Source organism: Streptomyces sp. NPDC001407 (assembly GCF_042895325.1).
In the GTDB taxonomy this organism is placed as follows: Bacteria; Actinomycetota; Actinomycetes; order Streptomycetales; family Streptomycetaceae; genus Streptomyces.
This window is the reverse complement of the sequence record NZ_JBIAWF010000012.1, coordinates 164,304-176,698: the sequence shown is the minus strand read 5'-3', so window position 1 is coordinate 176,698 and position 12,395 is coordinate 164,304. Positions and strand designations below refer to the sequence as shown.

The 12,395-nt window shown below is 74.5% G+C and carries 11 protein-coding genes; 8 read left to right on the top strand and 3 right to left on the bottom strand.

The genetic code is table 11. From position 1 onward, the window contains the following. The first annotated feature begins 117 nt into the window (after nucleotides 1–117). On the top strand, nucleotides 118–1,716 hold the full coding sequence (locus ACFY1P_RS18560) for an alpha/beta hydrolase (protein WP_390751143.1): 1,599 nt from the start codon (nucleotides 118–120) through the stop codon (nucleotides 1,714–1,716). A gap of 43 nt (nucleotides 1,717–1,759) precedes the next feature. Here ACFY1P_RS18560 and hemQ read toward each other — a convergent pair whose 3' ends face one another. Together hemQ and hemG are read right to left on the bottom strand one after the other, a co-directional pair. Then, complete coding sequence (gene hemQ / locus ACFY1P_RS18555; protein WP_361530452.1) at nucleotides 1,760–2,476, bottom strand: hydrogen peroxide-dependent heme synthase; 717 nt, start codon at nucleotides 2,474–2,476, stop codon at nucleotides 1,760–1,762. A gap of 10 nt (nucleotides 2,477–2,486) precedes the next feature. Continuing rightward, on the bottom strand, nucleotides 2,487–3,923 hold the full coding sequence (hemG, locus tag ACFY1P_RS18550; RefSeq protein ID WP_361530455.1) for a protoporphyrinogen oxidase: 1,437 nt from the start codon (nucleotides 3,921–3,923) through the stop codon (nucleotides 2,487–2,489). 164 nt (nucleotides 3,924–4,087) lie between these two features. Here hemG and ACFY1P_RS18545 point away from each other — a divergent pair, with 164 nt between their 5' ends. From ACFY1P_RS18545 to ACFY1P_RS18530, 4 genes are all read left to right on the top strand, one after another. Next, nucleotides 4,088–5,281: a thiolase family protein gene (locus ACFY1P_RS18545; protein WP_390751142.1), complete on the top strand. Its 1,194-nt coding sequence runs from the start codon at nucleotides 4,088–4,090 to the stop codon at nucleotides 5,279–5,281. Between the two features lie 86 nt (nucleotides 5,282–5,367). Continuing rightward, the gene (gene pcaH / locus ACFY1P_RS18540; RefSeq protein WP_390751141.1) at nucleotides 5,368–6,099 is read left to right on the top strand and encodes a protocatechuate 3,4-dioxygenase subunit beta; all 732 of its coding nucleotides are present in this window, start codon (nucleotides 5,368–5,370) and stop codon (nucleotides 6,097–6,099) included. Next, entirely contained in the window at nucleotides 6,100–6,669 is a 570-nt protein-coding gene (pcaG, locus tag ACFY1P_RS18535; protein ID WP_390751140.1) for a protocatechuate 3,4-dioxygenase subunit alpha, read from the top strand. 66 nt (nucleotides 6,670–6,735) lie between these two features. Next, on the top strand, nucleotides 6,736–8,100 hold the full coding sequence (locus ACFY1P_RS18530; protein ID WP_361530476.1) for an FAD-dependent oxidoreductase: 1,365 nt from the start codon (nucleotides 6,736–6,738) through the stop codon (nucleotides 8,098–8,100). A gap of 174 nt (nucleotides 8,101–8,274) precedes the next feature. Here the strand turns inward: ACFY1P_RS18530 and hemE are convergent, their stop codons facing one another. Then, on the bottom strand, nucleotides 8,275–9,360 hold the full coding sequence (hemE, locus tag ACFY1P_RS18525; protein ID WP_361530467.1) for a uroporphyrinogen decarboxylase: 1,086 nt from the start codon (nucleotides 9,358–9,360) through the stop codon (nucleotides 8,275–8,277). Nucleotides 9,361–9,450: 90 nt separating this feature from the next. Here hemE and ACFY1P_RS18520 point away from each other — a divergent pair, with 90 nt between their 5' ends. The 3 genes from ACFY1P_RS18520 to ACFY1P_RS18510 all read left to right on the top strand — a co-directional run bounded on the left by ACFY1P_RS18520 (nucleotide 9,451) and on the right by ACFY1P_RS18510 (nucleotide 12,348). Beyond that, nucleotides 9,451–10,140 carry a DUF3000 domain-containing protein gene (locus ACFY1P_RS18520; protein WP_361530470.1) on the top strand — a complete coding sequence of 230 codons (690 nt, stop codon included), beginning with the start codon at nucleotides 9,451–9,453 and terminating at the stop codon, nucleotides 10,138–10,140. A 167-nt stretch (nucleotides 10,141–10,307) separates the two neighbouring features. Continuing rightward, nucleotides 10,308–10,970: a response regulator transcription factor gene (locus ACFY1P_RS18515; protein WP_116214433.1), complete on the top strand. Its 663-nt coding sequence runs from the start codon at nucleotides 10,308–10,310 to the stop codon at nucleotides 10,968–10,970. A 100-nt stretch (nucleotides 10,971–11,070) separates the two neighbouring features. After that, nucleotides 11,071–12,348 carry a ribonuclease D gene (locus ACFY1P_RS18510; protein WP_361530473.1) on the top strand — a complete coding sequence of 426 codons (1,278 nt, stop codon included), beginning with the start codon at nucleotides 11,071–11,073 and terminating at the stop codon, nucleotides 12,346–12,348. Nucleotides 12,349–12,395: the final 47 nt, after the last annotated feature.

Genomic DNA, 12,395 nt, shown 5'->3' with positions numbered 1-12,395 from the left:
CGCCGTCGCTGAGCCCATCGTGCCCAATGCGTCCGACACCGGGCGTGGGTGCTGTACTTCATCCACTGCTGAACCAATTATCCCTTTAGTCGGATTAGCACCGCGAAGGGATGGCCAGTGAGATCAGCAGCCTTGTACGGAGCCCTCGGCTCCCTGGTCCTCACCGCGCTCGCCGCGGCCCCCGCACCCGCCCACGGCTCCGGTCAGGCGCCGCCCGGCGGCCGCGCCGAGGCCCACGGGGTGGAGCTCGCCGCCCGGCAGGCCGCCGCGAAGGGCATCCGCTTCGGTGCCTGCCCCGCCTCGGAGCAGCTGCCCGCGCCCGTGCAGTGCGGCATCGTCTCCGTACCCCTGGACTACGCCCGCCCCGACGGCAAGCACATCGGCCTCACCGTCAGCCGCGCCCGGTCGCTGGGCACCCGCTCGCAGCGGCAGGGCGCGCTCGTCTACAACCCCGGCGGGCCCGGCGGATCCGGCATGTTCTTCCCGCTGCTCACCGCGGTCAAGCAGTGGCAGAGCACGGCCAGGGCCTACGACTTCGTTGGTTATGCGCCCCGCGGCGTCGGCCGCTCGGCCCCGCTGTCCTGCGCCGACCCGGCGCGCTTCACCAAGGCCCCGAGCCAGGCCGAGGAGCACCCCACGGCCGCGTTCAAACGGCAGCGGCTCGCCGAGGCCAGGGCGTACGCGCAGGGCTGCGCGCGCAGGGCCGGGCAGGACCTGCCCCACTACAACAGCCTCAACAACGCCCGCGACCTGGACGTCCTGCGCGCGGCGCTCGGCGAGAAGAAGCTCAACTACATGGGCGCGTCGTACGGCACGTACTTCGGCGCGCTCTACGCCACGCTCTTCCCCGGTCACGCGCGCCGGATGGTCTTCGACAGCGTGGTCGACCCCACCCGTAGCAAGATCTGGTACGACAGCAACCTCACCCAGTCCGCCGCCTTCGAGCGGCGCTGGGGCGACTGGCGCCGCTGGGTGGCCAAGCACGACGCGGTCTATCACCTGGGACGCACGCCGCAGCAGGTGGCCGCGGCCTACGAGCGGGCCCGGCAGCGGCTGGCCCGGCGGGCGGCGGGCGGCAAGGTGGGCCCCGGGGAGCTGCACTCGGCCTTCCTCCAGGTCGGCTACAGCGACAGCCACTGGGCCCGGAGCGCGGACGCGCTGTCGGCGTATCTGCGCGGTGACGACAGGGCGTTGCGCACCCTCGCGACGCCCGACCCGGCGGCCGCGCGGGCGAGCGAGAACTCCAACGCCGTCTACACCGCCGTCGAGTGCAACGACGCCCCCTGGCCGCGCTCCTGGTCGGTGTGGGACCGGGACAACACCCGGCTCGCCCGCCGGGCGCCGTTCGAGACCTGGCAGAACGCCTGGATGAACCTGCCGTGCGCCTTCTGGAGCGCGCACCAGCAGCGTGCGCTCGACGTCGGAGCGGCACCCCGCGCGCTGCCGCCGACGCTGCTGCTGGCCGCGGAACGGGACGCCGCGACGCCGTACGAGGGCGCGGTGGAGCTGCACCGGAGGCTGCCGGGCTCGTCCCTGGTGACCGAGCGGGGCTCGGGCACGCACGGGATCGCGTACGGGCCGAACGCGTGCGTCAACCGGCACGTGGAGAAGTACCTGCTCACCGGCGCGGTGCCCGGTCGGCACGCCTACTGCGGCCCCCGCCAGGAGCCCGTGGCGACGACGGGCGCGAAGGCGACGGCGGGCACGGTCGGCTGAGGCCCGGCCGGGCGGGCCGGAGTTCCGGCCCGCCCGGGCGGAACTACGCGAGACCGGCGACGAGCTCCGCGACCGCCTTGCGGCGGCCCGTGTAGAACGGGACCTCTTCGCGGACGTGCATGCGGGCCTCGGAGGCACGCAGGTGACGCATGAGGTCGACGATGCGGTAGAGGTCGTTCGCCTCGAAGGCGAGGATCCACTCGTAGTCGCCCAGCGAGAAGGACGCCACCGTGTTGGCCCGGACGTCGGGGTAGCCACGCGCCATCTTGCCGTGGTCCGCGAGCATGCGGCGGCGGTCCTCGTCGGGCAGCAGGTACCAGTCGTAGCTGCGGACGAAGGGGTAGACGCTGACGTAGTCGCGCGGCGTCTCGTCGGCCAGGAACGCCGGGATGTGCGACTTGTTGAACTCCGCCGGGCGGTGCAGGGCCATGTTCGACCACACCGGCTCCAGGGTGCGGCCGAACTTCGTGCGGCGGAAGCGGTTGTACGCGTCCTGGAGGGCGTCCGAGGTCTCGGAGTGCCACCAGATCATCACGTCGGCGTCGGCCCGCAGGCCCGAGAGGTCGTAGGTGCCACGCACGGTGACGTCCTTCTCGGCGAGCTGCGCGAACAGCTCCTCCACCTCGTCGGCGTAGCCGGAGCGGTCCTGGGGCAGGACGTCGCGGAGCTTGAACACGGACCAGAGGGTGTAGCGGATGACCTCGTTGAGGTCCTTCGCCTTCTTGCCGGCGTTCTGGATCTTCTCGGGGGCGTCAGTCATGTCCCTATTGTCACTCGCCGCTTCCGGCGCCCTGGACCAGGGGGGTCAAGGCCGCCAGGATCTCGTCGGCGGCCCGGTGCGCACTGGCGACGCAGGCCGGGATGCCCACCCCGTCGTACGCGGCGCCGCACACCCGCAGCCCCGGCACGGCGGCCACGTGGTCGCGGATCCGGGCGACGCGGCCGAGGTGCCCGACGGGGTACTGCGGCAGGCCGCCGTGCCACCGGTCGACGCGGGTGGCCACCGGGGCCGCCGCGAGGCCGACGGCGTCACCGAGGTCCTTCAGCGACATCGCCACCAGCTCGGAGTCCTCGCGCTCCAGATCGGCCTCGTCGCCGAACCGCCCGATCGAGGTGCGCAGCACGAAGGTGTCCGGGCCGGCGTCCGCGATCCAGCCCCACTTGTTGCTCGCGAAGGTGGACGCCTTGATCTTCCGGCCGTCCACGGGCGGCACGAGGAAGCCGCTGCCGGAGGGCAGCCCGGCGACGTCGGAGCGGCGGAAGGCCATGGTGACCAGGGCCATCGAGGCGTACTCCACGCTCGCGAGCTCCGTGGCGGCCGCGCTCGCCGTGCCGTCCAGGAGGCGGGCCGCGGTGCCCGCCGGGGTGGCGACGACGACCGCGTCGGCCGTCAGCCGCTCGGTGCCCAGGGCGATCCACCAGCCGTCGGCGTCGCGGCCGATGGCGCTCACGGGGGCCTTTGCGCGGATCTCGCCGCCCGCCGCGCGCACCGCGTCCGCGACCGCGAGCGGCAGCCGCCCGATCCCGCCGTCGATGCCCATGAAGACCGGCCCGGCCTGCTGCCGGGCGGCGGCCCGCTGCTGGACCTCGCGCACGCCGTCGATCAACGACCGGTGCGTGCGGGCGAGTTCGAAGAGCTGCGGCACGGCGGCGCGCATGGAGATGCGGTAGGGGTCGCCCGCGTAGACGCCGCCGAGCAGGGGTTCCACGAGCCGGTCGACGACCTCGCGGCCCATGCGGTCCGCGACGTAACGGCCGATGGCGACGTCGTCACCGACCTCGGTGGGCGGCAGTTCGGCGTCGCGGGCCACCCGGGCGAGGCCCTCGTCGGAGAGGACCCCGGAGGCGGCGAGCGGGGCGAGGTCGCCGGGCACGCCCATCATGTGGCCCTTGGGCATCGGGCGCAGGCTGCCGCGCGTCCAGATGCCGGCCGTGGCGGTGGCGGGCGGCTGGAGGCGCTCGGCGAGGCCGACCGCGCGGGCCAGTGCGACCGCCTCCGGCCGCCGGGCCAGCATCGATTCGGCGCCCAGGTCCACCGGGACCCCGGCGATCTCACCGGCGTGGAGCTTGCCGCCGAGCCGCGCGGACGCCTCCAGCAGCGTGACCCGCGCGCCGCCCGTCACCAGCCGGTGGGCCGCGGCCAGCCCGGAGATCCCGCCGCCGATGACCACCACGTGACGACCGGGCCGCCTGGGAATGTCGCTCATGCCCCCACTCTCTCAAACGCTCCTCCGGCGCCGGGGGCCCGGTCCGCGGACCGGGCCCGCCGGGCGTTGACAGCGTGAGCGCCGCGCCCCGAGACTCGTCGCGAGTTCGATCAGGAACGGGAGTTCGCCGGGCGAACGCCCTCCGGGAGCGCCGAGGAGCAGCCATGAACGACCGGATCCGGGATGTGTTCGTCGTGGACGCCGTGCGCACCCCGGTGGGCAAGTACGGCGGGGCGCTGTCCGCCGTGCGCCCCGACGACCTCGCGGCGCACGTCGTCGGGGCCGTGGTCGGCCGGTCGCCCGGCCTGGACCCGGCCCGTGTCGACGACGTGGTACTCGGCAACGCCAACGGCGCCGGCGAGGAGAACCGCGACGTCGCCCGCATGGCGGTGCTGCTGGCCGGGCTGCCGGTCTCGGTGCCCGGCGTGACCGTCAACCGGCTGTGTGCCTCCGGTCTGGAGGCGGTGGTGCACGCCTACCGCGCCATCGCGCTCGGGGACGCGTCGGTGGTGGTCGCGGGCGGCGTGGAGTCGATGAGCCGGGCGCCCTACGTCCTGCCGAAGCCCGAGCGCGCCTTTCCCGCCGCCCACCAGGAGATGTACTCCACGACCCTGGGCTGGCGGATGACCAATCCCGCCATGCCCAAGCGGTGGACGATGCCGCTGGGCGAGGGCGCCGAGCTGATCGCGGACAAGCACGGCATCAGCCGGGAGCGGCAGGACGCCTTCGCGCTCGCCAGCCACCGGAAGGCGGCGCGGGCGTGGAAGGAGGGCGCGTACGACGCCGAGGTCGTGCCCCTGCCGGACGTCGTGCTGCCGCGTGACGAGACCATCCGGGACAACACCTCCGCCGAGGCACTCGCCCGGCTCAAGCCGGCCTTCCGCAAGGAGAACGGCACGGTCACGGCGGGCAACTCCTCGCCGCTGAACGACGGCGCGGCCGCGCTGCTGCTGTGCGACGAGGAGGGGCTGCGGGCCACCGGCCGCGAGCCGCTGGCGCGCGTGCGGGCCTCGGCCGTCACCGGCATCGAGCCGGATCTCTACGGCCTCGGGCCGGTCGAGGCGGTGCGGCGCGTCCTCGCCAAGGCCGGCCGGACGTTCGCCGACGTGACGCACTTCGAGCTCAACGAGGCGTACGCGGCACAGGTGCTGGGGTGCTTCGCCGAGTGGCCGGAGCTCGATCCCGGGGTGGTCAACCCGCGCGGCGGGGCGATCGCGATCGGCCATCCTCTGGGGTGTTCCGGTGCCCGGCTGGTGGGGTCGGTCGCCCATCAGCTGGCGGCGGCCGGGTCGGGCGTGGGGCTGGCGGCGCTGTGCATCGGGGTCGGGCAGGGGCAGGCGCTGGTCCTCGAGCGCTGAGTCGGCACTGGCCGGGAATCACGCACGGGCGGCACCCGGCGGGCGGCCGGGGATCACCGGCCAAGGCGCCGGGGTAGGGGTCGCCCATGGCATCGGAATCCCTCCAGGAACAGCTGAGCCGCCGGATACCCCTCCTCCCGGCCGTGGACCACGCGCCCGGTCCGGTCCCCTACCGGGGCATCGCGCCCCGGCAGCCCGCCCGGCCTCCCGTACCCGTCGTCGCGCCCGACGCCGTCGAGCTGACCGGTCCCGTCTTCGGGCGGGCCGACGTCGGACCGCTGGACAGCGACCTGACCCGGCAGCACCCCGGGGAGCCGCTGGGCGAGCGCATCACCCTCTCCGGCCGGGTCCTGGACCGCGACGGCAGACCGGTGCGCGGCCAGCTGGTGGAGGTGTGGCAGGCCAACGCGGCCGGCCGCTACGCCCACCGGGCCGACCGGCACGCCGCGCCCCTCGACCCGAACTTCACCGGCGCGGGCCGCTGTCTCACCGACGACGACGGCCGCTACCACTTCACCACCGTGCGCCCCGGCGCCTATCCCTGGAACCTCCACACCAACGCCTGGCGCCCGCCGCACGTGCACTTCTCCCTCTTCGGCACGGCCTTCACCCAGCGGCTCGTGACGCAGATGTACTTCCCCGGTGACCCGCTGACGCCGCACGACGCGATCTGGCGGGCCACCGGCGACCCCGCCGCGAGAGCCCGCCTGGTCGCCGCCTACGATCCCGCGCTCAACGTGCCCGAGTGGTCGCTCGGCTACCACTGGGACATCGTCCTGGACGGGCCTTTTGCCACCCCGGCCGAAGGGAGCCGCTGAATGTCCCTGCCCGTCACGCCCTCGCAGACCATCGGCCCCTTCTTCGGCGAGGCACTGCCGGTGCCGGGCGGTGGTGAACTCGCGCCCGCCGGGCACCCGGACGCCGTCACCGTGCACGGGTATGTGTACGACGGCGAGGGCGCGCCCGTGCCCAACGCGCTGCTGGAGTTCTGGCAGGCGGCCCCGGACGGCTCACTCGCGGGCGCGCCCGGCAGCCTGGACCGCGACGGCGTCACCTTCACCGGCTTCGCCCGGGTGCCCACCCGCGCGGACGGCCGCTACGTCCTGCGGACGCTGCCGCCCGGCGGCGCGCCCTTCCTGTCCCTGTGCGTCTTCGCGCCGGGCCTGAACCGGGGCCTGTTCACCCGGGTCTACCTCGCCTTCCCGCAGGACGACCGGCTGCTCCAGGGCCTGCCGGCGGAGCGCCGGGCGACGCTCCTGGCGGCGCGGGCCCCTGGGGCGCACCGGGGGTACCGCTTCGACGTGCGCCTGAGCGGCGAGCGGGAGACGGTCTTCCTGACGTTCGCGAGCGCCGGCCCCGCGGAAGAATCGGGCCCGTCCGGCGGTTGAGGGCACATCAGCGCAGCCGCGTTCCAGGCACGGCGAGAGGGGACTGACGTGGTCGCACCAGAGCGCATGGTGGTCATCGGGGGCGACGCGGCGGGGATGTCCGCCGCCTCGCGGGCCCGGCGGCACAAGGGACCCGGCTCGTTGGAGATCACCGCCTTCGAGCGCGGACACTTCACCTCCTTCTCCGCCTGCGGCATTCCCTACTGGGCGGGCGGTGAGGTCGACGGCCCGGACGCGCTGATCGCCCGGACGGCCGAGGAGCACCGCGAGCGCGGCATCGACCTGCGGATGCGCACCGAGGTGACCGAGGTCGACGTGGCGCGGCAGCGCGTGCGGGCCCGCGACCTGGAGGTCGGCACGGACCGCTGGCACCACTTCGACCACCTCGTCGTGGCGACGGGCGCCCGGCCGGTGCGCCCGCGCCTCGACGGCATCGACGCCGCCGGGGTGTACGGGGTGCAGACCCTGGACGACGGCCAGGCCCTCATCGACGGGCTCACCCGGGCCGAGGGCCGGCGGGCCGTGGTCGTGGGCGCCGGGTACATCGGCGTGGAGATGGCGGAGGCGCTCGTGCGCCGCGGCTTCCAGGTGACCGTCGTCGACCGGTCCGCGCAGCCGATGGCCACGCTGGACGCGGACATGGGCGCGCTGGTGCACGAGGCGATGTGCGGGATGGGCATCGAGGTGGTGACGGAGGCCGAGGTCACCGGGATCGTCACCGGCCCGGACGGCCGGGTGAGCGCGGTCGCGACCGCGGCGAAGGAGTATCCGGCGGACGTGGTCGTGCTCGGCCTGGGCGTACGCCCCGAGACGACGCTGGCCGAGGCGGCCGGGCTGCCCCTCGGCGAGTCCGGCGGGCTGCTGACGGACCTGGCGATGCGGGTGCGGGGCCACGAGAACGTCTGGGCGGGCGGCGACTGCGTGGAGGTGCTGGACCTCGTCTCCGGCCGCACCCGGCACATCGCCCTCGGCACCCACGCGAACAAGCACGGCCAGGTCATCGGCACCAACATCGGCGGCGGCTACGCCACCTTCCCCGGCGTGGTGGGCACAGCCGTCAGCAAGGTGTGCGACCTGGAGATCGCCCGCACGGGCCTGCTGGAGGCCCAGGCGCGGGCGGTGGGCCTGCGCTTCGTGACGGCGACGATCGAGTCGACGAGCCGCGCCGGCTACTACCCCGGGGCCCGGCCCATGCGTGTGAAGATGCTGGCCGAGCGCGGTACGGGACGGCTGCTCGGCACGCAGATCGTGGGCCGGGAGGGCGCCGCGAAGCGGGTGGACGTGGCGGCGGTCGCGCTGACCGCCCGGATGACGGTGGATCAGATGACGGCGCTGGACCTGGGCTACGCGCCGCCGTTCTCGCCGGTGTGGGACCCGGTGCTGGTCGCGGCCCGCAAGGCGGCCACGGCGGTCCGGGAGGCGGGGGCGTAGCCGACCGGACCGGCACCGGACAGCCCGCACCCCGCTCATACGGTCCGCCGGACGGCCCGGCGAAGCGGTCTTGTCGAAGTGCAGTGCGGTACCGCGCCCCGTAAGGGGCGCGGGGAACTGCGCGACCAGCCCCCACCGGCCCGCAGCGACCGGACCGCACTTCCAGCGGAGCGCTTAGCGGGCCGTCCGCTCGTGGACGAACTCCACGAGGCGGGTCAGGGCGTCCGGGTCCGTCGTCGGGAGGACGCCGTGGCCCAGGTTGAAGACGTGGCCCTCCAGGTCGCGGGCGGCGGTGAGGACCTCGCCCGCCTTCGTCTCGACGGCCTCGCGGCCGGCGAAGAGGACGGCCGGGTCCAGGTTGCCCTGGAGCGCCTTGCCGGGGCCGACGCGGCGGGCGGCCTCGTCCATCGGGATCCGCCAGTCGACGCCGACGACGTCCGCGCCCGCCTCGCCCATGAGGCCGAGCAGCTCGCCGGTGCCGACGCCGAAGTGGATGCGCGGCACGCCGAGGCCGGCGACGGCGTCGAAGACCTTGGCGGAGGCGGGCATGACGGAGCGGCGGTAGTCGGCGGGGGCGAGCGCGCCGACCCAGGAGTCGAAGAGCTGCACGGCCGAGGCCCCGGCCGCGATCTGCACCTTCAGGAAGGAGGCGGTGATGTCGGCGAGCCGGTCGAGCAGGTCGGCCCACAGCTCGGGGTCGCCGTACATGAGCGCCTTGGTGTGCTCGTGGTTGCGCGAGGGCCCGCCCTCGACCAGATAGCTGGCCAGGGTGAAGGGCGCCCCGGCGAAGCCGATGAGCGGGGTGGCGCCGAGCTCGGCGGTGAGCATGCCGATGGCCTCGGTGACGTAGGGCACGTCACCGGCGTCGAGCGGACGGAGCCGGTCGAGGTCGGCGCGGGTGCGGATCGGCTCGGCGACGACCGGGCCGACGCCGGGCTTGATGTCCAGGTCGATCCCGATGGCCTTGAGCGGGACGACGATGTCGCTGAAGAAGATCGCGGCGTCGACGTCGTGCCGCCGGACCGGCTGGAGGGTGATCTCGGTGACGAGGTCGGGCCGCATGCAGGAGTCCAGCATGGGGATGCCCTCGCGGAGCTTGCGGTACTCCGGCAGCGAGCGGCCCGCCTGACGCATGAACCACACCGGTGTGTGCGGCACCGGCTCGCGTCGGCACGCCCTCAGGAACGCCGAGTCGTACGCCGCGGTGCGGCCGGTCTGCTGCTGGCTGGCGGGCTGGCTGGGCTCCCTGCGCTCACTCATGCCCCAAATCTTCGCACGGGCCGAACGAGTGACCCGCCCATGTGGGTGTCCTACCCGGAACAGGGCCACCTTCCGCCTAGTCTTCCGGGCATGGCTGCGGCGCAGGGACACCTCTCGGACGGTCCGGACGACGCGGATGGGGAGGACTCCCCGTCCGTCTTCCGGCAAGCGGTCGCGGGACTGCAAGGAGTGCGGCTGCGGCCCGAGATCGAGCTGGACGCGACGCCGCCGCCCCAGCGGCTCGCCCCCTTCTCGTACGCGCTGGAGGCCGCGGTCGTCGTCGACGACGAGGAGCTGGCGGACGGCCGGCTGATCCTGCTGCACGACCCGGCGGGCCACGAGGCGTGGGGCGGTACGTTCCGGCTGGTCACGCTGGTGCACGCCGATCTGGAGCCGGAGATGGCGGCGGACCCGCTGCTGCCGGAGGTGTGCTGGTCCTGGCTGACGGGGGCACTGGAGGCCCGGCGGGTGCCGTACGGGGCGCCGAGCGGGACGGTGACCCGGGCGAGCTCGCACTACTTCGGGGGGCTGCGGGAGCGGGAGCCGTCGACGCGCATCGAGATCCGGGCCTCCTGGTCGCCGGCGGAGCCGCCCGCGAGCCCGGCGGGGCAGGCCGCGGGCGGCCAGGGCGCGGCGGGGGCCGGCGGCGTGCCGGACACGGCGGCGCACCTCGCCGCCTGGTGCGACCTGCTGTGTCAGATCGCGGGACTGCCGCCGGGCGGGGGCCCGGAGGCCGGGGTGGTGACGCTTCCCCAGCGCCGCGATCCGCAGAGTCGTTGATCGACCAACCGTCCGAATTGCCCGAATTGTTACTCATCAATTCGTGATCATTCCCTAAAGCCGGGACGCTTCGCTGCCGAAGAGGCTTGTGACCCTTCCCATACGGATCGCCCCGGCACACCCCCCACGCCGGCACCGTCCCCCCGCCACTCCCCCCTGGAGGCTTGGTGTCCGTTCTCCTCGAGCAACCTGCGAGCCTCGCCTACCGCCCGAACAAACCGACGGCCATGGTCGTCGTCGCCGACCCCCGCGTCCGCTCCACCGTCACCCGCCACCTCTGGGCGCTCGGCGTGCGAGATGTGATCGAGGCGTCGTCCATCGCGGAGGCGCGCCCCCGCGTCGGCAACCCGCGCGACATCTGCGTGGCCGACGTCCACCTTCCCGACGGCTCGGGGCTCACCCTGCTGTCCGAGACCCGCGCCGCCGGCTGGCCCAACGGCCTGGCCCTGTCCGCCGCCGATGACATCGGCGCCGTGCGCAACGCCCTCGCAGGAGGCGTCAAGGGCTATGTCGTCACCGGCACCCGCACCAACCTGGGCCTGCCCGGCCGCCCCGGCGCCGCGCCCATCGGCTCCGCCGCCGCGGCCCGCATGCACCGCCGCCCGCCCGGCGCCCCCGGCCACCCCGGCGGCTACCGCGAGCTCTCCGGCCGGGAGGTCGAGGTGCTGCGGCTCGTCGCGGAGGGCCAGTCCAACAAGGCCATCGGCGTCTCGATGGGCCTGTCCGCGCTCACCGTCAAGAGCCACCTCGCCCGCATCGCGCGCAAGCTCGGCACCGGCGACCGCGCCGGGATGGTCGCCGTCGCGCTGCGCACCGGCATCATCCACTGACCGCTCCCGGCGGGCGCCGCACGCCCCTGGAATCGGCACCACGCCCGTCGAGGGGACGTACCGTCGGCGGGCGCTTGCCATACACAGATACCCTTGACCGGTGACCGACGCCCAAGAGACCGCAGAAGACACGACACTGCGAACCACCGGGGGCGCTCCCCCGGACGACGTCGATTCGGCGCCGATCCCCCTGCTGGAACCACGCGAAGGCATCCCGCCGGTCGTCGCTGACAACGATGCCCTGGCCGAGGTCGTCGCGGCGTTCGCAGCGGGCACGGGCCCCGTCGCCGTCGACGCGGAGCGCGCCTCCGGCTACCGCTACGGCCAGCGCGCCTACCTCGTGCAGCTCCGCCGCGAAGGCGCGGGTTCCACCCTGATCGACCCTGTGGGCTGCCCCGACCTCACCACGCTCGGCGCGGCCATCGGCGACGCCGAGTGGGTGCTGCACGCCGCCACGCAGGACCTGCCGTGCCTGCGCGAGATAGGGATGACGCCGTCGCGGCTCTTCGACACGGAGCTGGCGGGACGGCTCGCCGGATTCGCCCGCGTCGGGCTCGGCGCCATGGTCGAGAACGTGCTCGGCTACGCCCTGGAGAAGGGCCACTCCGCCGTCGACTGGTCCACCCGCCCGCTCCCCGACCCCTGGCTGCGCTACGCCGCGCTCGACGTGGAACTCCTCGTCGACCTGCGGAACGCCCTGGAGGAGGAGCTGAACCGGCAGGGCAAGCTCGAGTGGGCCCGCGAGGAGTTCGCGGCCATCGCCGCCGCCCCGCCCGCGCCGCCGCGCAAGGATCCGTGGCGCCGCACGTCCGGCATGCACAAGGTCCGGCGGCGCCGGCAGATGGCCGTGGTCCGCGAGCTGTGGACCGCGCGCGACCTGATCGCGCAGCGGCGCGACGTCTCGCCCGGCAAGGTGCTCGGCGACGCCGCGATCATCGAGGCCGCCCTGAACCTGCCGCCGAACGCGCACGCCCTCGCGGCGCTCCCCGGCTTCGGGCACCGCATGAGCCGCAAGCAGCTGGAGGGCTGGCAGGCCGCGGTCGACCGGGCCCGCGCGATCCCCGACGCCGAGCTGCCGCAGCCCGGCCAGCCGCTGACCGGCCCGCCGCCGCCCCGCGCGTGGGCGGACAAGGACCCCGCGGCCGCGGCCCGCCTCTCGGCCGCCCGCACCGCGGTCTCCGCGCTGGCGGAGGAGCTGAACATGCCGCAGGAGAACCTGATCGCCCCGGACACGGTGCGGCGCCTGTGCTGGGAGCCACCGGCGGAGCCTTCTCCGGAGTCGGTCGCCGGGATCCTCTCCGCGCACGGTGCGCGTGCGTGGCAGGTCGAGCAGGTGACACCACTGCTGGTGACGGCGCTTCGGGCACCGGCGGGCTGAGCCCTGGCTGCGGGCCCGTTGCCGCCTGCGGCGGGCTTTGCTTCCCC

Bases quoted from the DNA above. Each gene is read 5' to 3' on its own strand.
- hemQ (WP_361530452.1), bottom strand. From the start codon at position 2,476: ATGACTGACGCCCCCGAGAAGATCCAGAACGCCGGCAAGAAGGCGAAG.
- hemG (WP_361530455.1), bottom strand. From the start codon at position 3,923: ATGAGCGACATTCCCAGGCGGCCCGGTCGTCACGTGGTGGTCATCGGC.
- ACFY1P_RS18545 (WP_390751142.1), top strand. From the start codon at position 4,088: ATGAACGACCGGATCCGGGATGTGTTCGTCGTGGACGCCGTGCGCACC.
- pcaH (WP_390751141.1), top strand. From the start codon at position 5,368: ATGGCATCGGAATCCCTCCAGGAACAGCTGAGCCGCCGGATACCCCTC.
- pcaG (WP_390751140.1), top strand. From the start codon at position 6,100: ATGTCCCTGCCCGTCACGCCCTCGCAGACCATCGGCCCCTTCTTCGGC.
- ACFY1P_RS18530 (WP_361530476.1), top strand. From the start codon at position 6,736: ATGGTGGTCATCGGGGGCGACGCGGCGGGGATGTCCGCCGCCTCGCGG.
- hemE (WP_361530467.1), bottom strand. From the start codon at position 9,360: ATGAGTGAGCGCAGGGAGCCCAGCCAGCCCGCCAGCCAGCAGCAGACC.
- ACFY1P_RS18520 (WP_361530470.1), top strand. From the start codon at position 9,451: ATGGCTGCGGCGCAGGGACACCTCTCGGACGGTCCGGACGACGCGGAT.